We start from the raw sequence: 22799 nt of genomic DNA, 5'->3' as shown, positions 1-22799 counted from the left end.
CCCCGCAAACAGGCAACCATGGTGCCAGGCAAAGGACGCAGCTTTTCTTGGCCCCGCGATGCGATGGCTTTACTTGAACAAACTGCCCAAAATCCCGCGCACCAGCTTCCCTGCAATCCCGCCGCCCGACGATTTGCGGCTCGATCCGCCGAACACCGCGCGGCCCAGTTCGTTGGCGACCTGCCGCCCGACCGATGAACCGGCGGCGCGGGTGGCGGACTGGATCGCCTTGTCGATCGCCGATGGCTTGGCGGCCTCGCGCGCAGCGGCAGCGTCCGCGCGCGCCTGTTCCTTGATCTGCTGTTCGCGCTGCTTGGCTTCGGCCTTGGCCTGCACGGCGGCAGTCCGCTCCGCTTCGTCCTGCGCCTTCTTCGCCTCTGCGGCCGCCGCTGCGGCATTGCCGCGCGCGGCAAGAATTTCCTCCGCCGATTCCCGGTCGATCGCCTCGTCATATTTGCCCGCCACCGGCGAAATCGACTGGATGATCGCCCGCTCCTTGGGAGAGACCGGCCCCAGTCTTGATCGCGGCGGCGCGATCAGCGTGCGCTGGACGATGCCGGGCGATCCATCCTCCTGCAACAGCGACACCAACGCCTCGCCGACCTTCAATTGCGTGATCGCCGTCTCGACATCAAGGTCGGGATTGATGCGGAACGTCTCCGCCGCCGCCTTGATCGCGCGCTGGTCGCGCGGGGTGAAGGCGCGCAGCGCGTGCTGCACCCGATTGCCCAATTGCCCGGCGACTTCCTCTGGTATGTCTATCGGGTTCTGGGTCACGAAATAGACGCCCACCCCCTTCGACCGGATCAGTCGGACCACCTGCTCGATCTTGTCGGTCAGCGCTTTGGGCGCCTCGTCGAACAGCAGATGCGCTTCATCAAAGAAGAAGATCAGCACCGGCTTGTCGGGATCGCCCACTTCGGGCAGCGTCTCGAACAGTTCGGACAAAAGCCACAACAGGAAGGTCGCATAGAGCTTGGGACTCTGCATCAACTTATCGGCGGCCAGCACATTGATATAGCCGCGACCCTGCTCGTCGACTTTCAGAAAATCATGAATGTCCAGCGCCGGTTCGCCAAAGAAATGCGCGCCGCCTTGGGCTTCGAGCTGGAGCAATTGCCGCTGGATCGCGCCGACGCTAGCCTTTGTGACATTGCCGTAGCGCGCCGACAACGTATCGGCATTCTCCGCGCAATAGGCCAGCATCGCCTGCAAATCGCCAAGGTCGAGCAGCAGCAGCCCTTCCTCATCGGCATATTTGAACGCAATGGTCAGCACGCCTTCCTGCGTTTCGTTGAGGCCCATCAGTCGCGCCAGCAGCAACGGCCCCATCTCGCTGACGGTGGTGCGAATGGGGTGACCCTGTTCCCCATAGAGATCCCAGAAGATCGCCGGATTATCAGCATAGCTATAATCGGAGAGGCCAATCTCTGCCGCCCGCGCGACCAGCTTGTCGGCATTTTTGAAGGTCGGGGAACCGGCCATGGCGATGCCGGACAGGTCGCCCTTCACGTCGGACAGGAACACCGGCACGCCCAGCGCGGAAAAACTCTCGGCAATCCCCTGCAACGTCACCGTCTTGCCCGTGCCCGTCGCCCCCGCGATCAGCCCATGGCGGTTGGCCCGGCGCAGGTTGAGCAATTGACGGATCCCGCCATCCTTGTCCGGCGCGCCCAGACCAATGAAAATGCCGTCGCTCATCCGTCCAATCCCCTGACAAAAAATACCCGTTCGCCCTGAGCCTGTCGAAGGGCCGTTCTTCTTCCCTTTTCAAGGAAGCGGCTTCGACAGGCTCAGCCCGAACGGGTCTGATATGGCTGCATCCACCCTACAGAGCGGAAGCATGGTCCGGCAAGCGCCGCGCTTATTTATCGCGCAAACGCACCGGCAGGAAAATCGGCTGCTGGCCGCGACGCAGCACCTGGAGCAGGATGGCGTTGCGGTTCTGCGCCGCCACTGCCTTGACCTGCGCGTCCAGCTCCGCCTGGCTGGTGACCGGGCGGTTGTTGGCGCTGATGATGACGTCGCCACGCCGCAGCCCCTTGGCCCCGGCATCGGTCGAACCGTCAACAGCGGTGATCACCACGCCGCGCGTATCGGCAGCCACGCCCAGCTGGCGGATGATGCTCGGCGTCAGCGGGATCGCCGAAATGCCCAGCGACTGCTGCGCCGCCTGACCCGGATTCTGGTCCTGCTGGCTGAAGTCCTCATCCTGTTGCGGGGCGAAGTTGGTCAGCTCATCCTCGGACGGACGCTCGCCCACGATCGCGGTGACCGTCTGGCGCTGCCCGTTGCGCAGCAGGACGATCGGCACCTTGCTGCCGATCGGCTGGCTGGCGACGATCGACGACAGATTCTGGTCCGGGTTCACTTCCTGACCATTGACGGCGACGATCACGTCGCCCGCCTTGATCCCGGCCTTGTCCGCGCCCTTGCCCGGCTCGACGCCCTGGACGAATTCGCCGCGATTCTTGGCCAGACCCAGCGAATCGGCCAGATCTTCACCCAGCGGGCTGATCTGCACGCCCAGATAGCCGCGCTTGACGCTCTGCCCCTGACGCAGGGTCGCGACGATCGGCGCGGCCTGTTCGGATGGAATGGCAAAGCCGATGCCGACATTGCCGCCCGACGGCGACAAAATCTGGCTGTTGATGCCGATCACATTGCCGCGCATGTCGAACATCGGGCCACCGCTGTTGCCCTGGTTGATCGACGCATCGGTCTGGATGAACTTGTCATAGGTGCCGCCAGTGCCGCGATGCAGGGCGGAGATGATGCCCGCCGTCACGGTGCCGGACAGGGCGAAGGGATTGCCGATCGCGACGACCCAGTCACCCACGCGCGCCTTGCTGCTGTCGCCGAACTTGACGAAGGGCAGGGGCTTTTTCGCGTCGATCTTCAGCACCGCCAGATCGGTCGCGGGATCGCGGCCGACCAGCTTGGCGCTATATTCTTCCTTGTTGGTCAGCGTCACCGTGATCGAATCGACGCTGGCGCCTTCCGCGCCTGCTGACACGACATGGTTGTTGGTGACGATATAGCCGTCAGCCGAAATGAGGAAGCCTGACCCCAGCGACTGGGCCTGCCGCGTCTGCGGCCGTCCGCCCGGCGCCTGGCCCTGGCCGAACAGGTCGCCAAAGGGGGTGCCGGCAAAGGGGTTCTGTGGAACCGCCACCCGTTGCTTGGTGGAAATGTTGACGACCGCCGGTTGCAGCTTTTCGACCATGTCGGCCAGGCTTGCGGGCGCGCCCGCCGGGGCGGCGGCCTGCAATCCTTCATTCTGCGCGGTCTGCGCGCCGACATTGGGGGACGTGATGGCTATGGCGGTGCCGCCCAGCAACAGGGCGCCGGTAATGGCATAAGCGTAACGCACTCGTGACGGTCCTCTCATGATCTTCAGGAAATGGAAGGCGGGACTCTCGATGGAGAGCCGGACATGCGCCGCCTTGCCTTAACCCTCATTGAATGATGCTGGTTCCGAAATGATCCGCAGCATCGGTGAACCCTTATTTGCGTCCCTGAAACTGTTGCAGAAACTCGTTGTTCGGCGACAGGATGATGTTGGTCTGCCCGGTGCGATCGGGCGAGAAGGTGTAGCGATAGCTCTGCATCGCCCGATAGAAATCATAGAAGGACGGGTCTTTCCCGAAGCTTTCGGCATAGATGCGCGCGGCATTGGCGTCCGCTTCGGCGCGGATGATCTGCGCCTGCTTGGCCCCCTGCGCGCGGATCGTCAGCGCTTCCTGCTCGCGCGCCGTCCGCATCCGGGTGAAGGCGCTTTCCAGCGGCGTGCCGTCGGGCAGGTCGGCGCGCTTGATCCGCACATCGACAATCTCCGCCCCATATTGGCGCGCGACCCGGTCCAGCCCGGCCTCGATATTCTGCATCACCTGGCCGCGTTCGGGGCTGAGCAGCGCGGCAAAGGGCCGCTTGCCCAATTCGTTGCGCAGCGCCGACCCCAGGATCGGGCGCAGCGCGTCCGACACCCGCTCCTCATTGCCAGCGGCAATATACATGCGCAGCGGATCGACGATGCGATAGCGGGCGAAGGCATCGACCTGCAAACGCAGCTGGTCGGTGGACAGCACTTGCTGCCGCTCCATCTCGACCGACAGCACCCGCTTGTCGATCCACACGATCTGGTCGATGAACGGCCAGCGCAGGATGATGCCCGCACCGGTATTGCCGAACGTCTCATTCTGGCGATAGCGGTTGATGATCGCCTTGGGATCGCCAAAGCGCACGATCACGCCCTGCCGGGTTTCCGGCACGATCGTCACCGTGCTACCGACCACGATCAGCAGGAACAGCGCGATCAGCGCAAGCGCGATGGGTTGGCGCAATAGGACTGGCATCACTGGCCTCCCGTAACGGTGGTCCCGCCGGGGGCGGCGGCGGTCGCCTGCGCGCGACGCTTGATTTCGGGCAGGGGCAGATAGGGCGTCACATTGCCGCCTTCGACGATGGTCTTGTCGACGTTCGACAACACGCCCTCCATGGTTTCATAATACATGCGGCGGCGGGTCACGTCGGGCGACAGGCGATATTGTTCGTAAACCTTGTCGAACGACGCGGCCTCGCCCTGCGCCTTGGCGGTCACCTGCTGGGCGGCGGCACGCGCTTCGTTCAGATAGGTTTGCGCCGTCTGCTGCGCCGCCGACACCGCCTTGAACGCATCATTGACCGCGCTTGGCGGATCGGCCTGCTTGATCGCGACACCCTGAATCAGGATGCCCGACCGATAGCCATTCAATATCTCCTGCATCCGCTGTTCGACCTGCTGCTCGATCGCGGTGCGCCCCGCGCCCAGCGCATCGTCCAGGCTGACGCTGGCCAGCACGGACCGCATCGCGCTTTCGGCGACTTCGCGCACGGCTGCGTCCGGGTCCGACAGCTGGAACAGATAGAGTTCCGGGTTGCGGATATTCCAGCGCACCGAATAGGCGAGATCAATGATATTCTGGTCGCCGGTCAGCACCAGATTTTCGCTCTCCGCATTGGTCGATCCGACGTCGATGGTGCGGATTTCTTCCACGTCCACCGTCGATACCGTCTCGAACGGGGCGGGCATGGTCAGGCTGATGCCCGGTGACAGGGTGCGGCTATATTTGCCAAGGAAGGTCACGACGCCGCGCTCCTGCGGGCCGACGCGGTGGAAACTGGTCAGCACCAGCCACAATATCACCAGCAGGGCGATAGCGATGGGCCACAGCGCCTTGCCATTGGCGCGCGGGGGCAGGCCGCCAAAGCCGCCGCCGCCCTGGCCAAAGCTTTCGCGCCCTCGCCGCAGCAGTTCGTCGATCGCCGACGGGCCTTTCTGGCCGGTGGGCCGACTGGGCTGGGTCCATGGGTTGCGCGGGCCGCCATCGCCGCCCGGCCCTTTCCCGTCATTGCCATCCGGCCCGTCGCTTTTTCCGCCCCAAGGCCCTTGAGCCATGCTCATGATGCCGGGCATCCACCCGAAAATTCTTTTCATCGCTCTTCTATAGGAAGGCTTATCCACGAAAAACAGTGCCAATGGCTGCGATTATTTCCTACAGGGCGTCGCCATGACCGATATCGCCGATTTTACCGCCCGCCTGACCGCCCTGACCAATGGCCGCGCCAGCGCGCCGCGCGTCAAGGACGGCATCATGACCCTCGCGCTCGACGTGGGCGGGCTTGGCCCCGACCAGCGCGACGCGATCCTCGCCGCGATCCGCGACGGCGGGCTGACCGTGCCGGGCGTCACCGACGTCCGCATCGCCCAGACCGCTGAACGCCGCCCGCTGCGCATCATCGCGGTGGCGTCGGGCAAGGGCGGTGTGGGCAAATCCACTTTGTCCGCCAATCTGGCAGTCGCGCTCCACCGCCTTGGCCACAAGGTCGGCCTAGTCGACGCTGATATTTACGGTCCCTCGCAAGCCCGGCTGATGGGCAGCGAGGATCAGAAGCCGCAAGCGCGCGAGAAGAAACTGATCCCCGTCACCGGCACACTCGGCATCCCGATGCTGTCGATGGCGCATCTGGTCGAACCCGGCAAAGCGCTGGCGTGGCGCGGGCCGATGGTCGGCAATGCCCTGTCGCAACTGATCGACGCCGACTGGGGCGAGACGGAATTGCTGGTCGTGGACATGCCGCCCGGCACCGGCGACATTCAGCTGACCATGGTGCAGAAACATAAGCCGGCGGGCGCGGTGATCGTCTCCACCCCGCAGGATCTGGCCCTGATCGACGCGACCCGCGCCGTCAGCCTGTTTACGCAGGTCGGCGTGCCGATGATTGGGCTGGTTGAAAATATGGCGGGCTATGCCTGCCCCCATTGCGGCGAAATTTCCGACCCGTTCGGGACTGGCGGGGCGGAAACCGCAGCGGGCGAGATGGCGATGCCGTTCCTGGGCCGCGTCCCGCTCGCCATCGACATTCGCCGCCAGTCCGACGCGGGCGATCCCCCGGCGGCAGGCGAGGGCATCCATGCCGACGCCTTCCGCGCGATCGCGCAAAAGGTCGCCGACTGGCTGGGGGCGCAGGCCGCCTGATTACAGGTCGCGGTGATAAAAGCAGTTGAAGTCGCTATTTGCATAATCGCCGAACGCCGCGCCCTCGACAAAGCCATGGGCGCGATACAGCGCAATCGCCGGATCGAACGCTGGGCCGCTCCCCGTTTCCAGGCTGAGGCGCGCCGCTCCTTGGTCGCGCGCCACCGCGATGATGTGGCGCAGCAACGCGGCGCTCACGCCCTTGCGCAAATGGTCGGGATGGGTTCGCATCGACTTGATCTCGCCATGGCCCGGCGCGATCATCCGCAGCGCACCGATTCCGGCAATATCCGCCCCAATCCAGACCGACCACATGATAACATCCGGCGCCTGTAACCCTGACACGTCCAGCGCGAACACGCCACAGGCCGGAGAATGGGCCTGCATCCCCGCCAGATGCAATCTCAGCAGGTCGCGCGTAGGCGCACCGCTGAGATCATCGACGCGAATATCGAACATGCTATCATCCTCATTTCCCCCGGACCGGGAACATCCCGGCATCTGCCGCGTCATGGATATAAAGGAAATTCCCCATGCCCCTCAATGCCCCGCAGGACATCGCCACCCTGCTCAACGAAACCCGCACCATTGCGCTGGTCGGCATATCCGATCGGCCCGACCGCGCCAGCAACCATGTCATGAAAGTCCTTCAGGACCATGGCTATCGCGTCCTGCCGGTTAACCCGCAGATTGCGGGTGAACATGTCCATGGCGAATTTGTCTGGGGCCGCCTGTCCGACATTGGCGTGCCGATCGACATGGTCGACATCTTCCGCAACAGCGCGGCTGCTGGCGAGGTCGTGGACGACGCCATCGCCGCCGGGGCCAAGGCGGTCTGGATGCAGCTGGGCGTCATCAACGACGCCGCCGCTGCCCGCGCCGAAGCCGCTGGGCTGAAGGTCGTGATGGACCATTGCCCCGCGATCGAAATCCCCCGCCTCGGCATCGCGCCGATCGCGGCGGAATAACGCTTTCCAGCCCGCGCCTGCCCCTCTATCAGGCGGCTATGGCCCGCTTCCCGCGAAAGAAAACTGACCGGATCAAGGGCATCGACCGGCGCACGCTGCTGGTGGGCGGTGGCGCTGTAGCCGGGCTGCTCATCGCCTGGGGCACATGGCCGCGCCGCTACGCGCCCAATCTCAATGCCGCGCCCGGCGAAACGATCGTCAACGCCTTCCTCAAGATTGACCGTTCCGGCCAGATCATCGTCATCGTGCCGCAGACCGAAACCGGGCAGGGGGTCACCACCATCCTGCCGCAGATCGTCGCGGACGAACTGGGTGCTGACTGGCGCACCGTCGCGGTACAAAGCGCGCCGATCAGCCCGCTCTATGCCAACACATTGCTGGCCCGCGACTGGCTGTCGAGCGACTGGACCCGGCTGCTGGGTGACGCTGGCGACTGGGCGCTCGGCCAATATGCCACCCGCAACGCGCTGATGCTAACCGGCGACGGCACATCGGTCCCGATGTTCCATGACGCGTGCCGCGACGCCGGGGCAGCTGCCCGCATACTGCTGTGCAAGGCGGCGGCGGCGAACTGGGACATCCCCTGGGAAAGCTGCGACATCCAGAACGGCCTGATCACCGACGGTGGCGACCGGAGGATGAAGATTGGCGATGTCGTGGAGCAGGCCGTCGGCTTCGACCTGCCCGCCATCCTGCCGTTGCGACAGGGGCAGGATGGGCGACTGTCGGGGCAGGACCTGCCCCGGCTCGACACCCCGTCCAAGATTGACGGCAGCCATAATTTCGCCGCCGACATCCGCCTGCCCGACATGGTCTATGCCTCGATCCGGCAGGGGCCGATCGGCGACGCCACCCTCGCCGGACTGGACGAGCGGTCCGCCAGCAGCGTCACCGGATTCCTCAAGCTGATCCGGCAGGACCGCTGGCTCGCCGCCGTCGCGACCAACTGGTGGGCGGCGAACAAGGCGCTCGATCTTGCCGACCCGATCTTTACCCTGCGCGGCATCCCGGTCAGCAGCGCGACCATAGACGATACGCTGGAGGCAGCCTTCTCCAGTTCATCGGGCCGCCGCCTCTATGCCCAGGGCGATCTGCTCCCGGTGTTCGAGGGTGCGACGATCCTGGCCAGCGAATATCAGGTCGATGCCGGGCTGCACCTCGCCCTCGAACCGCTCTGCGCCACCGCCCGCGTGACCGATGAGGGCGCGGAAGTCTGGCTGGCGACGCAAGCTCCCGGCCTCGCCCGCGCTGCCATCGCCGATGCGCTGGACCTGCCGGAAAGCGCCGTCACCCTCTATCCGCTCCACGCCGGCGGCTCCTTTGGCCGCAAGATGGATTGGGACGCTGGCGTGCAGGCGGCCTTGATCGCGCGCGACATGGGCCGTCCGGTGCAACTGCTCTGGTCGCGGCTGGAAGATGTGATTCAGGACCGCCCGTCCGCCCCAGCCCATGCCCGGATGGCGGCAAAGCTCGGACGCAACGGCGCGATCGAAGGCTGGCTGGCCAAGGTCGCGGCCCCCTGCGCCATGACCCAGACCTGGGCGCGCATCGCCGACGGTGCGCTCCCCCATGAAGCGGCGGCCACCTCAGCGGACAAGGCGACCCGGCTTGCCGTGGCGGGCATGGTCCCGCCCTATGCCATTCCCCACTGGGCGGTGGATCATTATCCCTGCGACGTTGGCTTGGCCGTGGGCTTCACTCGCGGCAACGCCCATCTCCACGGCGCTTTCTTCACCGAAAGCTTCGTCGACGAACTCGCCCATCTGGCGGGGATCGAGGCGATGTCCTTCCGCATCCAGATGCTCGGCGGCAATCCTCGCCTCGCCCATTGCCTCTCCACCGCTGCGGCCATGGGCGGCTGGCAGGGCGGGATAGCGGGCAGCGGGCAGGGGATCGCCACCCATATGATGAACGGCGCCTATGCCGCGGTCATGGTCGAAGCCGCCATGCGCGGCAATCGGCTGAGCGTTGGCCGTATCATCGCCGCCGTCGATGTCGGCGATCAGGTCAATCCCGACATTGCGCAGCAACAGATTGAGGGCGGTCTGATCTATGGCCTCGCCTATGCCATGGGCGCGTCCGTTCCCTATGAGCGCGGCCTGCCGACCCGCGCGATCCTGGGCCGCATGAACCTGCCGCGCCTCGCCGACATCGGCGAAGTGACGGTGGAACTGATCCGCAGCACCGCGCCGCCCGCTGGCGTGACCGATCTTGCCGCGCCGCTGGTCGCCCCGGCCATCGCCAACGCCCTGTACACATGGACAGGTCAGCGTTTGCGCAGCCTGCCGCTACTGGGAAGCTCATGACCCTGCCACCAGACCATCCCGCCATCCCCGCGCCCAAAGTGGGCGTCCTCCTCATCAACCTTGGCACGCCCGATGCGCCCGACGCCAAATCGGTGCGGCGCTATCTCGCGGAATTTCTGTCCGACCGCCGCGTGGTGGAAATCCCGCCTTTGCTGTGGCAGCCGATCCTGCGCGGCGTCATCCTGACCACCCGGCCCAAAAAATCCGCCCATGCCTATCAACAGGTGTGGACCGACCAGGGGTCGCCACTCGCCTTCCACACCCGCGATACCGCCCATGCGATGCAGGCGGCGATGGGCGATGGCGTGGTGGTCGACTGGGCGATGCGCTACGGCAATCCGTCGATCGCCTCGCGCCTCGCCGCGATGAAAGCATCGGGCTGCGACCGCATCCTGCTCGCGCCGCTCTATCCGCAATATAGCGGGGCCACGACCGCGACCGCCAATGACGCGGCCTTCGCCGCGCTCAGGGCGATGCGCTGGCAACCGGCCATCCGCACCCTGCCGCCCTATCATGACGATCCGGCCTATATCGCGGCGCTCAAAGTCTCGATCGAAGGCAGCATCGCCGCGCTCGACTTCACCCCCGATGCCCTGCTTGCCAGCTTCCACGGTATGCCCGAACGCACCTTGCACCTGGGCGATCCCTATCATTGCCAGTCGGTCAAGACGGCCCGTCTGCTGCGCGAAGCCCTCTCGCTGCCCGTGCATATGAGCTTCCAGTCACGCTTCGGCCGGGCCAAATGGCTGGAGCCGGAAACCGAAGCGACCCTCGCCAAACTGGTACAACAAGGTGTCCGAAACATTGCCGTGGCAACGCCCGGATTCTCGGCGGATTGCCTTGAGACCCTAGAGGAAATCGCCCTGCGTGCGAAAGATGTTTTTTTGTCCGAAGGGGGTGAAAATTTTGCCTATTTGCCCTGTCTAAACGCCTCTCCGACGGCTATCACTCTCTATCAGAGGCTGTTGGGTCGCGAGCTTTCGGGCTGGATCAACCAGCCCGGTTAGTCAGGAAGAGGATGCGCATATGTCGAGAGTAGCGATCGTGACGGGCGGGACACGCGGCATTGGCGAGGCGATCAGCCTGGCATTGCGCGACATGGGCTATACCGTGGCGGCCAATTATGGCGGCAATGACGCCAAGGCGCAGGCCTTTACCGAAGCCACCGGCATCGCAGCCTTCAAATGGGATGTGGGCGATCATCAGGCCTGCCTTGATGGCTGCGCGGCGGTCGCGGAAGCGCTCGGCCCGGTCGATATCGTCGTCAACAATGCGGGCATTACCCGCGACGGCGTGCTGGCCAAGATGAGCTTTGACGACTGGAACGAAGTCATGCGCATCAACCTGGGCGGTTGCTTCAACATGGCCAAGGCGACTTTTGGCGGGATGCGCGAACGCGGCTGGGGCCGGATCGTCAATATCGGGTCGATCAACGGCCAGGCCGGTCAATATGGTCAGGTCAATTACGCCGCCGCGAAATCCGGCATCCACGGCTTTACCAAGGCGCTGGCACAGGAAGGCGCCAAGGTCGGCGTCACCGTCAACGCCATCGCGCCCGGCTACATCGACACCGACATGGTGGCCGCCGTCCCCGCGCCGGTGCTGGAAAAGATCGTCGCCAAAATCCCGGTCGGCCGTCTGGGTCAGGCGCATGAAATCGCGCGCGGCGTCGCCTTTTTCTGCAGCGAGGATGGCGGCTTCGTGACCGGCAGCACGCTGTCGATCAATGGCGGCCAGCACATGTATTGATGTCGACGGGCGACGCCATGGACGGGCCGGATGGCCCCTTGGCGTCGCCCTTCGCCCCGCCGGTCAAGCGCAGTGTGACCATTGCGGGCCATCAGACCGCGATCAGCCTGGAGCCCATTTTCTGGGACGCGCTGCGCGACCACGCCCAGCGTGACGGCCTGCCCATCAACGCCCTCATTGCCCGCATCGACCTTGCCCGCATGGGCGCCCCCGATCCGCCCAATCTGGCGAGCGCCATCCGCTGCTGGCTCTTCACGCGAGCAGGTTGCGACAAAGATAATAATTATTCGCAATAGCGTTGACTCTGAGAAGGGTTCGCAATAGCAGCTTCTCCAACATCAAAGGGGATTTGCTGCATATGTCCAACTCACTGTCGCGTTCGTCTTTCCTCGCTCTCGGCTGCGTCGGCGCCATGGCCTTTGCGACCGGCGCCCATGCCCAGCAGGAAGCCCCTGCGCCCAAGCTGGGCGGCATGACCGTCACCGACACCGCGATCGACGAGCCGACGGTCAAGGTCGAGAAGGCGGAATCACCCAAATATGTCCGCGACCTGCTGAACACGCCCCAGACGATCACGGTCATCGGCAACCAGACGATCAGCAAGCAGAATCTGCTGACGTTGCGCGATGTGCTGTCCACCATTCCGGGCATCACCTTCGGCGCGGGCGAAGGCGGCGGCGGCTATGGCGACAGCATCAATCTGCGCGGCCAGAGCGCCAATACCGACATCAGCATCGACGGTGTCCGCGATAGCGCCCAATATAGCCGCACCGATCCTTTCAATGTCGAACAGATCGAAGTCACGAACGGCTCCAACTCCGTGTTCGGCGGCTCCGGTTCGATCGGCGGCAACATCAACATCGTGACCAAGCGGCCCAAGGGCTATGACGAAACATTGGTCCAGGCAGGCGTCGGCACGTCCGACTATTATCGCGCGACCATCGACAGCAATGTTCGCGTCTCCGACTTCATCGCCGTTCGCCTCAACGCCATGTATCATGAAAATGACGTGCCGGCCCGCGACGTCGATCGCTATGAGCGCTGGGGCGTCGCGCCATCGGTCAAGTTCGGCGTGGACGGCCCGACCTCGCTGACATTGCTCTACACGCATCAGGAGGACAAGAATACGCCGCTCTATGGCGTCCCCTATTACAAGAATGCGCTCTATGACGGCCCGCTGCCCGGCGCGATCTACAGCGGCTATTATGGCTATAAAAATCTGGATCGGCAGGATCAGACGATCGACCAGGCCACCGCCATCTTCGACCATCGTTTCAGCGACCTGCTGGCCGTTCGCAACCTGTCGCGCTGGCAGCGGGTCGAACAGAAGCTGATCGTCAATCCGCCGCAGGGTGCCTTCTGCCTTGCCAACGGCCAGACCCCCACGGGCGTCGCCTGCGCGGCCGGGCAGGTCCCCGGCACCTATTATCCCAGCGGTCCGCGCGGCGGCTATCGCGACTCGGTCAATGACACGCTCTACAACCAGCTTGACCTGACCTTCACGATTCCCGGCGGCCACTCGCTGGTCCTCGGCACGTCGATGTTGCAGGAAGATTATGCGCTGGATAACGGCAACGTCCTGCGCAATGCAGGCGGCGCGCTGCCCAACCCTGTGCTGGACCCGATCAGCATCAGCAACCCCAACGCCATCTACGCCGGCCCGGTCAACGCGATCCGCTCCGGCCATCAGGATGGCGACCTGTTCAACATCGCGGCCTATGCCTTCGCCGCGGTCAAGATCGTCGATCAGCTCGAAATCAACGGCGGCGTTCGCTACGAACATAATCGCGCCCGCTTCCGCTCCGACACGATCGCAACCCCGGCAACCGGCGGCGCCTACACCACCGGCGTATCGCAGAACGCGACCGACAATCTCTTCTCCTACCGCATCGGCCTAGTCTACAAGCCGGCGGAGAATGCCAGCCTCTACATCGCCTATGCCAACAGCAAGAACCCGACCGCCACGACTGTCCGTGCGGGCTGCGGGCTGGCCGCTGCGGCCAATCTGTTCAACGACCCGTGCGAGGCAAAGCCCGAACAGGCCGTCAATTACGAAATTGGCGGCAAGATCGACCTGTTCGACGCGAAACTCCAACTGACAGCTGCTCTGTTCCGCAACGAACGGACCAATTACCGCGTCGCCAGCAATGATCCGCTGATCGGCACGCTGCCGGTCAATGATGGCCGCAACCGGGTGGATGGCGTCACCTTGGGTGCATCCGGCAACATCACCGACGCCTGGACGATTTTCGCCAACTACACCTTTCTGGATACCAAGGTCATCCAGAGCATATCGGACTATCAGAAATCGCAGGGCGTGGTCGATACCCAGGCCGGCAACCCGATGCTGAACACGCCTGAACATTCCGGCAGCCTGTTCACCACCTACAAGCTCCCCTTCGGTCTGGAGCTGGGTTATGGCCTGACCTATCAGGGCAGCTGGTATCTCGCGAACGTCACCGGCGCGCCGATGTACAAGGCGGACGATTATCTGGTCCACCGTGCCATGCTGTCCTACCCGATCACGGAAAAGTTCAGCGCCCAACTGAACGTCCAGAACTTCACCAACGAAAAATATTATACCAGCGTCCGCAACAATGGCTGGGCCAATCCCGGCGAAGGTCGCTCCTGGGTGCTGACCCTGGGCTACAAGCTGTAACCTGCAAATCCCTTTCCCCCGGCATTTGTCCCTTGCCGGGGGTAGCGGACGGGCGGCGATACACTCCATCCTCCTCGGGTCGCCGCCCGTCCCACCTTAGGTAAATAACGCAATTGATTCGCATTATGGTTCGCGTTATCGAGGCGGTGATCGGATTAAGGGAAGGAAGGCGCTGCCATGCTCCATGCTGCAAGTCGGCCAGCCGACGATTTCCTGCCCGACCTGACGCTTGACCATGTTCGTCCCTCCGTCATCGACATTGCCAGATCGCAGCCGCAACAGCCCGCACCCGGCCGCTACGGCGCGCGCTCACGCCCCAACATTCCCGTCATCGCCGCCATCCTGATCCTGCATATCCTGCTGATCGGCGCGCTGATCCAGATGCGCAGCCATGCCCAGCGCGTGCAGGAGGCAAAGCTGACGGTGGTGAACCTTTCCCCACCCCCGCCACCGCCCTCGGCGCAAACGCCGCCACCGCCGCCCTCGACACCCGAAATCGTCGCCCCACCGCCGATCGTCCAGACGCCGGTGCCGCCGGTCCAGACCGTGCAGACGACGCCCGATCCGGTGCCTGTTCCCACGCCGCAACGCGCTGTCGCGGCAACGCCCACCCCGTCACCCGCTGCTGTGTCGCCAGCACCCCCCAGCCTGATCCAGGGCGGCGACCTCAGCGCACAGATGATCGCTGGCAAACCGCCACGCTATCCCATCGAAAGCCGCCGCAAGCGGGAGCAGGGGACGGTCGTGCTGACGCTGACACTGGGCATCGATGGCGCGGTCGATAGCATCGCCGTGTCGCAGAGCAGCGGCTTTGCCCGGCTGGACGAGGCGGCGCGCGATGCTGTGCGCAAATGGCGCTGGTCGCCGGTCGTCCGCAATGGTCAGCCCATGCGGGTCAAGGGCGTGGTCGAAATCCCCTTCGTCCTGCGCAGCGACGCGGCCTGAAACGCGGCACCAATCATGCTCATTGCCATTCCCGACCTGATCGACGCTGCCGGTGTCGCCGCGATCCGCGCCCTGATCGACGGCGCGGAATGGGTGGACGGCAATGTTACATCCGGCCCGCAATCCGCGCTCGCCAAACGCAACCTGCAATTGCCGGAGGAGGCACAAGCCGCCAAACAGGCCGGGCAGATGGTGCTGGACGCGCTGGGCCGATCGCCCCTCTTCATCGCCGCCGCATTGCCGCTCAAGATATTCCCGCCTTTGTTCAACAGCTATGCGGGCGGGCAGGCCTTTGGCGTCCATGTCGATAATGCGGTGCGGATTCAGGCGGGGACAGGCTTTCGCGTCCGGTCCGACCTGTCGATCACCGTCTTTCTGGAGGAACCAGACGCTTATGATGGCGGCGAACTGACGATCGAAACCAATTTTGGGGTGCAAAGCGTCAAGCTGCCCGCGGGCCATGCGGTCCTCTACCCGTCATCCTCCCTCCACCGGGTCGAACCGGTCACGCGCGGGCGGCGGGTGGCGAGCTTCTTCTGGCTCCAGTCGATGATCCGCGACGATGCCGCCCGGCAAATCCTGTTCGACCTGGATCGCAGCGTGCAGGAACTCGGGAGCACGCTGGGGCAGGGCCATGGCGAGGTCATCCGCCTGACCGGCATCTACCATAATCTGCTGCGCCGCTGGGCCGAGGGCTGACGCGAAGGCGAAATGCCTTTTCCTTGATCCGTGGTGGGGTTTCAACCCGAAGTCGTCAGGTCCTAATTGCCGTCCGCGTCGACCATGAACACCATCGGCTTGCCGCGCGACGCCGGTTCCCATCCCGCCAGTAAGGCCGCGCGGATGCCTCTGGCGATAATGGCATCGTTGATCTGGAGGCGGCCCCGCTGCAAGCCCTTGAGCAGGCGCTTGGGCGGCGGAAATTCCAGCACCGCGCCGCGTTGGCAATCCTGCTGCGACAGGGCGACGGTCATGCCCTTCCAGCCTTCGGCATCACTCCATTGCGGCTCGCGCCGGAGTTCCCATTCATACATTTCCCCATCGACGGAGACGGTCCCGGCCAGATTTTGCATGAGGGTCGCATAGCAGCCTTGCGCCTGCACACCACCCCTTCATTCCAGCATCGCGGCCAGCGCCGGTGTCATATATTCCTGCGCGCCATCCCTTGTCCGCAGCACCAGCCGGGCTGGCAAGGCGTGGCGAGTGGCCAGCGCCATGCCTTGGTCCGCCCCCAGCACGGTGATCGCGGTCGCCCATGCGTCGGCCCACATGGCGCGCTCATGCAGCACCGTCACCGACGCGACCCCCGGCGCGATCGGCGTGCCACGCGCCGGGTCTATGCTATGCGACAGCCTAGCCTCGCCATCCATGCGGAAGCGGCGATAGTCGCCCGATGTCGCGACTGACAGGCCACATAGCGCGATCCGCAGCACGGGAATGGCAAGGCGTGGCGGCGGCTCGACATCGACCCACCATGGCTGCATGTCGGGCTTCACCCCTTCGCCGCGCAATTCCCCGCCGATTTCGATCAGGAAGTTGGCGACCCCCAGCGCGCGTAGCGCCGCCGCAACGGCATCGACCGCAAACCCCTTGGCAATGCCCGAAAAATCAAGCGCGACATCGGCGAGACGGCGGGCCTTGTCACCCTCCAGCGCAATCGCCTGCCATGGCGAACGGCCAAGCTGCGGGGCAGGGTGGGGCAGGGTGGCAGGCCCAAAGCCCCATTGATCGACCAGATGGCCAATCGCCGGATCGAACGCCCCGTTCGACAGCTGCGCCATCTCCAGCCCGGCGCGCAGCACCGTCAGCATATCCAGCGGCAGGGTCATCCATTCCCCCACCGGCGCGCGATTGAAACGGCTGATGGCGGACTGTGCCTCCCAATTGCTCATCTGGTCGATGATGCGGGCCAGCACATCCTCGATCACGGCCAGGCAATGGGCGGGCGGATCGACCAGATGCGCGGACCAGCTGGTCCCCATGGTCGGTCCGCCCAGCGTCACGACGCGACCCGCGCGCGCCCGCCCGGCAAACTGGTCGGGCGACAGGTCGGGCGGGATCGCGATGCGGATGGCGGCGGTCAGGGTGCCAGCACTTCCAATGTGCTGACATAGGCCGCGCGCCGCTGCGGCGGGCCAGCCGGGCGGGCTGGACGTGGCGCGGGGGCTGCACCCGGCGCGCCTGCACCCGGAGCACCGGGGCCACCAGGACCGCCGCCTTCGCCGCCCTCACGACCGCCGCCGACACTGGCGTTGAGCCAATACATGCCCGGCTGCGGCCAGGTGATGGCGACCTTGCCATCCTGATCGGCGACCAGATCCATCTGGCCCAGCGCATCGCGATAACGGATGCCGCCGGGGATGACGGTGACCTTCAGGCCCGCCGCAGGCTTGCCGTCCAGCAGGAACTGGAAGGTCGCGGCTTCGCCTGAGACCAGATCATTGGGATGGGTCACCGGCACCAGCTCGATGCCCGATCCGGTCGGCTTGAATATGCCGGTGCTGGGCGCGCCGAGCGTCACGAAAATCTCGTTGCGGTTGGACGCTTCGGCCACCTGCACATCGGTCGCGCCCGCCGGGATGACGCTGGCCAACTTGTCCTTGGTCGTGCCGCGCGGCAGCCGTTCCTGCTTGCCGTTCAGCATATAGCTGCCCATCACATTGGTCGTGGCGCTGCCGATGCGGTAGGTGCCGGGCTGGGTCAGATGCACGTCGAAGGTGGAGCGATATTTGCCGGTCGCGGCATTTTCGATCTTGCCTGTGCTGCCGTCCGGCTGGGTCACGACGATGCCGTCCGTCCGCATCGGGACATGCTCGAAATAGAAAAGGTCGTTGGACACGGCAGCATCGACCGTGATCCAGCTTTCGGTGCCGGACAGGGTGGTGGAGGATGGCATCATCCACTGGCGGTGCGCCTGCGCGGTGGCGGGCAGCATCAGGGCGGCCAAGGCGCCCGCTATCATCAGTCTGGCTTTCATCATCCTATCCCCTTATTTGCTGAAATTCAGGGCGACGGCGCCCAATTCTGCACTGCCCTGCGCCTTGACGCTCGCGCCGGGCTTAGGCGGCCAGGCGAAGGGCAGGCGGACGACCTCACGGCCACCGACTTCGCGCGCAGCCTCCACGATCAGCGTGTAGTTGCCGGGGCTGAGCGCGCCGAGCGGCCCTTTGCCAGCCACGAACGAAATCTTGTTGTCACCCGGTGCGCGGGTCGCGCCCGTCACGCCATCGGCGGGAAAGCTCATCGTCCGGCCCGATGCGCGCCACCATTGCCGCACGTCGCGCAGCCATTTGGTGCCTTCGCCCTTCTTCATGTCATAATCATACCAGACCGACAGGGTGCGGGGTGTCGCCCCCTCCTTCTCGACCCAGATCGCCACATAAGGGCGGTGATATTCGGCCACCGACAGGCGCGGGATGCCGACCGTCAGGTTGAGCGTCTGCGCGGCGGCTGGCACCGCCATCGTCCCCAGCGCGGCGGTGCCGGTCAGCAGCAGGCGATAGCTGATCTGCATGGAAAATTCCCCTTAATGGATGAAGATGATGGCCAGCACCGCTGGCAGGGCCAGGCCGATGGCGACCAGTGGCCAGGTGCTGGGGCGCTTCTTGGCGTGCAGCTGGAGCAGCAGCAGCCCGGTCAGCGCGAACAGGAAACAGGCGACCGAGAAAATGTCGATAAACCATTTCCACACTGTGCCGGTGTTGCGGCCCTTGTGCAGATCGTTGAGGTAGCTGACCCAGCCCCGGCTGGTCGCCTCGCTGGTCACCGCGCCGTCAGTACGGTCGATCGAGACCCAGCCATCGCCGCCGGGGCGGGGCAGGGCCAGATAGATTTCGTCAGCAGTCCATTCCGCCTCGCCCGTCCCGCGCTGGCCGACCGCCTTTTCAACCCAGGCCGCGACCGGCGCAGGCAGCGGCTTTTTGGCGTCGGGCGCATCGTCGGGCGCGACCAGGCTGCGCAGGTAGGCGGGCAGGGTCGCGCTCTTCTCGATCGTCTTGGGCGACCCTTCGACATCGGCGGCGTGGTTGAGCGTGATGCCGGTGAAGGCGAACAGCAGCAGGCCGATCAGGCTGACGGCCGAGCTGATCCAGTGCCAGCTATGCAGCTGCTTGAGCCAGAAGGATTTGGCGCTTTTTTTCTTTTGCTGCTGAATGCGGGCGGTTCCGTGCATCGGAAGGGGGACTGGTCCTGCGAGAATGGGTGCCGACCGCATACCGCGAACGATTCGCAATTGCAAACGAGTCGCAGGAAGAAATTTGTATCAAAATGTATGGGTCAGCAAAGGCCCGGTCAGTCGTCGCTGTTCGGCTCCGCCAGCGCAATGTCCATGTCCGCCAGCGCCAGCCGCAGCAGCTCCGCCATGGTTGCCCGCGCCGCTGCCGTATCCCGCGCTGCTATCGCCTGAAACACCGCGCGATGGTCGGGCAGGGGATCGCGCGGCATCAGCTTCTTGCGATGCTTGAAGGTGGTGGTCCAGCTGACCGCCGCGCCGACCGAACTGGCCAGCGCTTCCAGCGCGTCGTTCCGCGTCGCGGCCAGGATCATATTGTGGAAACGCTGGTCGGCGGCGCGGCCTTCGGGGGTGGAAAGCCCATAACGGCCCATTTCGGCAAGCGCCGCCTCCATCACCGCCAGTTGCTCGTCGGTGCGGCGGCGCGCGGCAAACTCTGCGGCGGCAGGCTCGATCACGCCGCGCAGCTCGAACAGGTCGCGGATGAAATTGGCGTCCGGCTCGCCCGCAAACATCCAGGCGAGCATTTCGGGGTCCAACACGTTCCAGCGATTGCGCGGCAGGACGCGGGTGCCGGCCTTGGGGCGGCTTTCCAGCATCCCCTTGGCGATCAGGATACGCACCGCTTCGCGATAGGCGGTGCGCGACACGCCCAGGCGGTCGGACGCCTCAATCTCGCCCTCGAACAATTCGCCGGGCTGGTGACGGCCGGTCAGGATAGCGGTGCCCAGATCGCGCGCGATCGTCTGGTGGATGCGCAGCCCGCTCTCTTCCGATCCGACCTTGCGCCCGCTAGCCACTATTCCCGCTCCCGTTTCAGTCCTCGAATATAGCCGTAGGGCAATGCCGCCCGCAAAGGAAGGCATCCGCTACCAGCCGGAGCGGCGCAGTGTCGGCGTCGATCGCGCGGGCCGCGACCAGATCGACGAAGCGGCGATACATGGCCGGATATTCTTCGTCCGGCGCTTTTAGCTGCACTTCGCCGTCGAGGCGCAATGTGTTGCCGCCCTCGGACAGGAGCAGCGCGCCATTGTCGGTATCGACCGCAATGTCCCATGTCTGCGGCCCGGTCTGCCGCCAGTCGAACACGGTGTCGATCGGCGCGCCCGACGCGGTCGCCATCGCCAGTGTCGCGCCGATCGGGGCGTCCTTGTTGGACGGCACTTCCAGATTGGCCGACAGCAGGGTGACGGGTTCCGGCACGATTTCGGTCAGGATCGAGAGCGCATTGATGCCCGGATCGAACACGCCGAAGCCGCCCGCTTCCCATATCCAGGGCTGGCCGGGGTGCCAGTGGCGGACGTCCTCGCGCCACTGGATCGAGATGCGCTCGATCCTGCGCTGCGCGATCCACGCCTTGGCCTGCGCCACGGCGGCGGCATAGCGGCTGTGCCAGCTGGCATAGAGGGTGACATTCTGCGCTTTCGCCAGCGCTATCAGCGCCTCCACTTCGGACACGGTCGCGCCCGGCGGCTTTTCGAGGAAAACATGCTTGCCCGCCAGCAACGCCTGCCGCGCTGCATGATAGCGGGCCTGGGGCGGCTGGCACAGGATGACGGCGTCCAAGTCCGGCTCACCCGCCAGCATCGCGCCGAGGTCGGAGTAATTATTCACCCCTTCCCCCTGCGCGTTGCGGCTGGCGATAGCGACCAGATCGATGCCGTCGGTCTTGAGGATCGCGGGCAGGTGCTGGTCGCGCGCGATTTTACCCAGCCCTACCAGACCTGCCCTGATGCTCATGCCGCGACCACCAGCTTGCCGTCGATCCTGCGATTGAGGCCAAGCGGGTTGGACGCCTGCAACGCGGCGGGCAACAGCGCGTCAGGCACGTCCTGATAGCAGACGGGCCGCAGGAAGCGCATCATCGCCAGCGTCCCGACCGAGGTGGAGCGGCCATCGGCGGTCGAGGGGAAGGGGCCGCCATGGACCATGGCATGGGTCACTTCGACGCCGGTGGGCCAGCCATTGGTCAGGATACGCCCAACCTTGCGCGACAATACGGGCAGCAGCTTGGCAGCGTCTGCGCTGTCCGCGTCGGTCAGCTGGAGTGTCGCGGTCAACTGGCCCTCCAGTCCGGCGATGGTGGCGATCACTTCCTCGATGCTGCTGCACCGGATCAGGACGGACGATGATCCGAACACTTCCTCGGCCAGCAGCGGGTTGGCACCGAAGGTCGCCGAATCAGTCGCGAAGAAAGCGGCCTTGCCCCGGTTGCAGCCCTCTGCCTCCGTGCCGCGCGCGATGGTGGTGACGCCATCTGCGCCCTCCAGAGCGGCAACACCCTTTTCATAGGCTTCGTGGATGCCGGGCGTCAGCATGACCTGCGGCGCTGCGCCGGACAAGGCTTCCGCCGCTGCGGCCACGAACGTGTCGAGGTCTGGCCCGTCGAGCGCGATGACCAGACCGGGATTGGTGCAGAACTGCCCAGACCCCATGGTCAGCGATCCGACGAACGCTGCGCCCATCGCAGCGGCGCGGTCGGCGAGCGCGCCGGGCAGCAGGATGACAGGGTTGATCGACGACATTTCGGCATAGACCGGGATCGGTTCTGCGCGATCGGCTGCGATCTTCATCAGCGCGACGCCACCGCCGCGCGATCCGGTGAAGCCCACCGCCTTGACGCGGGGGTCGGCAACCAGCGCGCCGCCCAATGCGCGGTTGGCGCCGGGCAGGTAGGAAAACACGCCTTCATGCAGGCCACACGCCTTGACCGCCGCCTGGATGGCGCGCGCGACCAGCTCGCCCGTGCCGGGATGGGCGCTATGGCCCTTGACGATGACGGGCGATCCCGCCGCGAAGGCCGACGCGGTGTCACCGCCCGCGACCGAGAAGGCGAGCGGGAAGTTGGACGCGCCGAACACGGCAACCGGCCCGACCGAATGGTTGACGCGGCGCAGGTCCGCGCGCGGCAGCGGCGCACGGTCGGGCAGGGCCGGGTCGATCGTGGCATCAAGCCAGTCACCGAGCCGGACATAGCTGGCGAACAGGCGCAACTGGCCGACGGTGCGGCCACGCTCGCCCTCCAGCCGGGCGCGGGGCAGGCCGGATTCGGCCATGGCGGTTTCGATCAGCAGGTCGCCGATGGCGATGATATTGTCGGCAACCGTTTCCAGGAAGGTTGCGCGAGCGTCGGGCGTCAGCGTCGAAAAACTGTCAAACGCTGCGTCGGCCAGCGCTGCGGCTTCCGCGACCTCGGCTGGCATGGCGCTGGAAAAGGCGACGTTGCCCTTTTCGCCGGTCGCCGGATGGATGGCGTAAAAAGGATCGCCGCCTTGGCGCTCGCTTGCGCCGATGAGAATGGCTCCGTTGAATGTGGCTTCGCTGGACATGGACGTCTCCTGAAAATGACCGGACTGCTGGCTAGCCGATCGGGCGCGGACGCGCTGATCGTTTTCCGGCACAAGTGATGCAAAATCGGCAATG

22 protein-coding genes are annotated in these 22799 nt (G+C 65.1%); 9 read left to right on the top strand and 13 right to left on the bottom strand.

The window, feature by feature from the left end; genetic code table 11:
* Positions 1 to 69 precede the first annotated feature (69 nt).
* The 4 genes from Q0D44_RS03940 to hflK all read right to left on the bottom strand — a co-directional run bounded on the left by Q0D44_RS03940 (position 70) and on the right by hflK (position 5476).
* The gene (locus Q0D44_RS03940) at positions 70 to 1701 is read right to left on the bottom strand and encodes a helicase HerA-like domain-containing protein (RefSeq protein ID WP_294132683.1); all 1632 of its coding nucleotides are present in this window, start codon (positions 1699 to 1701) and stop codon (positions 70 to 72) included.
* Positions 1702 to 1864: 163 nt separating this feature from the next.
* On the bottom strand, positions 1865 to 3373 hold the full coding sequence (locus tag Q0D44_RS03935; RefSeq protein WP_217671709.1) for a Do family serine endopeptidase: 1509 nt from the start codon (positions 3371 to 3373) through the stop codon (positions 1865 to 1867).
* 133 nt (positions 3374 to 3506) lie between these two features.
* The gene (locus Q0D44_RS03930; protein ID WP_294132680.1) at positions 3507 to 4355 is read right to left on the bottom strand and encodes a protease modulator HflC; all 849 of its coding nucleotides are present in this window, start codon (positions 4353 to 4355) and stop codon (positions 3507 to 3509) included.
* The gene (gene hflK, locus Q0D44_RS03925) at positions 4355 to 5476 is read right to left on the bottom strand and encodes an FtsH protease activity modulator HflK (protein WP_294132673.1); all 1122 of its coding nucleotides are present in this window, start codon (positions 5474 to 5476) and stop codon (positions 4355 to 4357) included. The genes Q0D44_RS03930 and hflK overlap by 1 nt, the downstream gene beginning before the upstream one ends.
* Positions 5477 to 5549: 73 nt before the next feature.
* On the opposite strand from hflK, the gene Q0D44_RS03920 reads away from it, so the two are divergent.
* Entirely contained in the window at positions 5550 to 6518 is a 969-nt protein-coding gene (locus tag Q0D44_RS03920) for an Mrp/NBP35 family ATP-binding protein (RefSeq protein WP_294132669.1), read from the top strand.
* Here the strand turns inward: Q0D44_RS03920 and Q0D44_RS03915 are convergent, their stop codons facing one another.
* Positions 6519 to 6977, bottom strand: a complete 459-nt coding sequence (locus tag Q0D44_RS03915; RefSeq protein ID WP_294132666.1) for a GNAT family N-acetyltransferase — start codon at positions 6975 to 6977, stop codon at positions 6519 to 6521.
* Between the two features lie 74 nt (positions 6978 to 7051).
* On the opposite strand from Q0D44_RS03915, the gene Q0D44_RS03910 reads away from it, so the two are divergent.
* The 8 genes from Q0D44_RS03910 (at position 7052) to Q0D44_RS03875 (ending at position 15844) form a co-directional block, all read left to right on the top strand.
* Positions 7052 to 7486: a CoA-binding protein gene (locus Q0D44_RS03910; RefSeq protein ID WP_294132663.1), complete on the top strand. Its 435-nt coding sequence runs from the start codon at positions 7052 to 7054 to the stop codon at positions 7484 to 7486.
* A gap of 38 nt (positions 7487 to 7524) precedes the next feature.
* A complete protein-coding gene (locus Q0D44_RS03905; RefSeq protein WP_294132660.1) occupies positions 7525 to 9792 on the top strand; it encodes a molybdopterin cofactor-binding domain-containing protein in 2268 nt (755 codons plus the stop codon).
* Entirely contained in the window at positions 9789 to 10799 is a 1011-nt protein-coding gene (hemH, locus tag Q0D44_RS03900) for a ferrochelatase (RefSeq protein ID WP_294132653.1), read from the top strand. The genes Q0D44_RS03905 and hemH overlap by 4 nt, the downstream gene beginning before the upstream one ends.
* Positions 10800 to 10818: 19 nt before the next feature.
* On the top strand, positions 10819 to 11541 hold the full coding sequence (gene phbB, locus Q0D44_RS03895; RefSeq protein ID WP_217671721.1) for an acetoacetyl-CoA reductase: 723 nt from the start codon (positions 10819 to 10821) through the stop codon (positions 11539 to 11541).
* Complete coding sequence (locus tag Q0D44_RS03890; RefSeq protein WP_294132650.1) at positions 11541 to 11837, top strand: ribbon-helix-helix domain-containing protein; 297 nt, start codon at positions 11541 to 11543, stop codon at positions 11835 to 11837. The genes phbB and Q0D44_RS03890 overlap by 1 nt, the downstream gene beginning before the upstream one ends.
* A 62-nt stretch (positions 11838 to 11899) precedes the next feature.
* The gene (locus Q0D44_RS03885; RefSeq protein WP_294132647.1) at positions 11900 to 14200 is read left to right on the top strand and encodes a TonB-dependent siderophore receptor; all 2301 of its coding nucleotides are present in this window, start codon (positions 11900 to 11902) and stop codon (positions 14198 to 14200) included.
* Between the two features lie 177 nt (positions 14201 to 14377).
* Positions 14378 to 15145: an energy transducer TonB gene (locus tag Q0D44_RS03880; protein WP_294132644.1), complete on the top strand. Its 768-nt coding sequence runs from the start codon at positions 14378 to 14380 to the stop codon at positions 15143 to 15145.
* 15 nt (positions 15146 to 15160) lie between these two features.
* Positions 15161 to 15844 carry a Fe2+-dependent dioxygenase gene (locus tag Q0D44_RS03875; RefSeq protein WP_294132642.1) on the top strand — a complete coding sequence of 228 codons (684 nt, stop codon included), beginning with the start codon at positions 15161 to 15163 and terminating at the stop codon, positions 15842 to 15844.
* Positions 15845 to 15906: 62 nt separating this feature from the next.
* Here the strand turns inward: Q0D44_RS03875 and Q0D44_RS03870 are convergent, their stop codons facing one another.
* From Q0D44_RS03870 to Q0D44_RS03835, 8 genes are all read right to left on the bottom strand, one after another.
* The gene (locus Q0D44_RS03870; RefSeq protein ID WP_294132639.1) at positions 15907 to 16218 is read right to left on the bottom strand and encodes a hypothetical protein; all 312 of its coding nucleotides are present in this window, start codon (positions 16216 to 16218) and stop codon (positions 15907 to 15909) included.
* 39 nt (positions 16219 to 16257) lie between these two features.
* The gene (locus Q0D44_RS03865; RefSeq protein WP_294133208.1) at positions 16258 to 17127 is read right to left on the bottom strand and encodes an FAD:protein FMN transferase; all 870 of its coding nucleotides are present in this window, start codon (positions 17125 to 17127) and stop codon (positions 16258 to 16260) included.
* A gap of 98 nt (positions 17128 to 17225) precedes the next feature.
* Complete coding sequence (locus tag Q0D44_RS03860) at positions 17226 to 18122, bottom strand: DUF4198 domain-containing protein (protein WP_294133206.1); 897 nt, start codon at positions 18120 to 18122, stop codon at positions 17226 to 17228.
* A gap of 12 nt (positions 18123 to 18134) precedes the next feature.
* Positions 18135 to 18659, bottom strand: coding sequence for a DUF2271 domain-containing protein (locus Q0D44_RS03855; RefSeq protein WP_294132637.1), 525 nt, complete (start codon positions 18657 to 18659; stop codon positions 18135 to 18137).
* Positions 18660 to 18671: 12 nt separating this feature from the next.
* Positions 18672 to 19316 (bottom strand): PepSY-associated TM helix domain-containing protein, encoded by a 645-nt coding sequence (locus tag Q0D44_RS03850; protein ID WP_294132634.1) that lies wholly within the window; start codon positions 19314 to 19316, stop codon positions 18672 to 18674.
* A 119-nt stretch (positions 19317 to 19435) separates the two neighbouring features.
* Positions 19436 to 20176: an FCD domain-containing protein gene (locus Q0D44_RS03845; protein WP_294132631.1), complete on the bottom strand. Its 741-nt coding sequence runs from the start codon at positions 20174 to 20176 to the stop codon at positions 19436 to 19438.
* A gap of 16 nt (positions 20177 to 20192) precedes the next feature.
* A complete protein-coding gene (locus Q0D44_RS03840) occupies positions 20193 to 21116 on the bottom strand; it encodes a Gfo/Idh/MocA family oxidoreductase (protein ID WP_294132628.1) in 924 nt (307 codons plus the stop codon).
* Positions 21113 to 22705: an aldehyde dehydrogenase (NADP(+)) gene (locus Q0D44_RS03835; protein ID WP_294132626.1), complete on the bottom strand. Its 1593-nt coding sequence runs from the start codon at positions 22703 to 22705 to the stop codon at positions 21113 to 21115. The genes Q0D44_RS03840 and Q0D44_RS03835 overlap by 4 nt, the downstream gene beginning before the upstream one ends.
* Positions 22706 to 22799: the final 94 nt, after the last annotated feature.

It is taken from the genome of Sphingobium sp. (assembly GCA_023266575.1).
Taxonomy (GTDB): Bacteria; Pseudomonadota; Alphaproteobacteria; order Sphingomonadales; family Sphingomonadaceae; genus Sphingobium.
The sequence above is the reverse complement of the archived record's forward strand: the minus strand, read 5'-3'. Positions and strand labels throughout refer to the sequence as shown.

Bases quoted from the DNA above. Each gene is read 5' to 3' on its own strand.
- Q0D44_RS03940 (WP_294132683.1), bottom strand. From the start codon at position 1,701: ATGAGCGACGGCATTTTCATTGGTCTGGGCGCGCCGGACAAGGATGGC.
- Q0D44_RS03930 (WP_294132680.1), bottom strand. From the start codon at position 4,355: ATGCCAGTCCTATTGCGCCAACCCATCGCGCTTGCGCTGATCGCGCTG.
- hflK (WP_294132673.1), bottom strand. From the start codon at position 5,476: ATGAAAAGAATTTTCGGGTGGATGCCCGGCATCATGAGCATGGCTCAA.
- Q0D44_RS03920 (WP_294132669.1), top strand. From the start codon at position 5,550: ATGACCGATATCGCCGATTTTACCGCCCGCCTGACCGCCCTGACCAAT.
- Q0D44_RS03915 (WP_294132666.1), bottom strand. From the start codon at position 6,977: ATGTTCGATATTCGCGTCGATGATCTCAGCGGTGCGCCTACGCGCGAC.
- Q0D44_RS03910 (WP_294132663.1), top strand. From the start codon at position 7,052: ATGCCCCTCAATGCCCCGCAGGACATCGCCACCCTGCTCAACGAAACC.
- Q0D44_RS03905 (WP_294132660.1), top strand. From the start codon at position 7,525: ATGGCCCGCTTCCCGCGAAAGAAAACTGACCGGATCAAGGGCATCGAC.
- hemH (WP_294132653.1), top strand. From the start codon at position 9,789: ATGACCCTGCCACCAGACCATCCCGCCATCCCCGCGCCCAAAGTGGGC.
- phbB (WP_217671721.1), top strand. From the start codon at position 10,819: ATGTCGAGAGTAGCGATCGTGACGGGCGGGACACGCGGCATTGGCGAG.
- Q0D44_RS03890 (WP_294132650.1), top strand. From the start codon at position 11,541: ATGTCGACGGGCGACGCCATGGACGGGCCGGATGGCCCCTTGGCGTCG.
- Q0D44_RS03885 (WP_294132647.1), top strand. From the start codon at position 11,900: ATGTCCAACTCACTGTCGCGTTCGTCTTTCCTCGCTCTCGGCTGCGTC.
- Q0D44_RS03880 (WP_294132644.1), top strand. From the start codon at position 14,378: ATGCTCCATGCTGCAAGTCGGCCAGCCGACGATTTCCTGCCCGACCTG.
- Q0D44_RS03875 (WP_294132642.1), top strand. From the start codon at position 15,161: ATGCTCATTGCCATTCCCGACCTGATCGACGCTGCCGGTGTCGCCGCG.
- Q0D44_RS03870 (WP_294132639.1), bottom strand. From the start codon at position 16,218: ATGCAAAATCTGGCCGGGACCGTCTCCGTCGATGGGGAAATGTATGAA.
- Q0D44_RS03865 (WP_294133208.1), bottom strand. From the start codon at position 17,127: ATGGGGACCAGCTGGTCCGCGCATCTGGTCGATCCGCCCGCCCATTGC.
- Q0D44_RS03860 (WP_294133206.1), bottom strand. From the start codon at position 18,122: ATGAAAGCCAGACTGATGATAGCGGGCGCCTTGGCCGCCCTGATGCTG.
- Q0D44_RS03855 (WP_294132637.1), bottom strand. From the start codon at position 18,659: ATGCAGATCAGCTATCGCCTGCTGCTGACCGGCACCGCCGCGCTGGGG.
- Q0D44_RS03850 (WP_294132634.1), bottom strand. From the start codon at position 19,316: ATGCACGGAACCGCCCGCATTCAGCAGCAAAAGAAAAAAAGCGCCAAA.
- Q0D44_RS03840 (WP_294132628.1), bottom strand. From the start codon at position 21,116: ATGAGCATCAGGGCAGGTCTGGTAGGGCTGGGTAAAATCGCGCGCGAC.
- Q0D44_RS03835 (WP_294132626.1), bottom strand. From the start codon at position 22,705: ATGTCCAGCGAAGCCACATTCAACGGAGCCATTCTCATCGGCGCAAGC.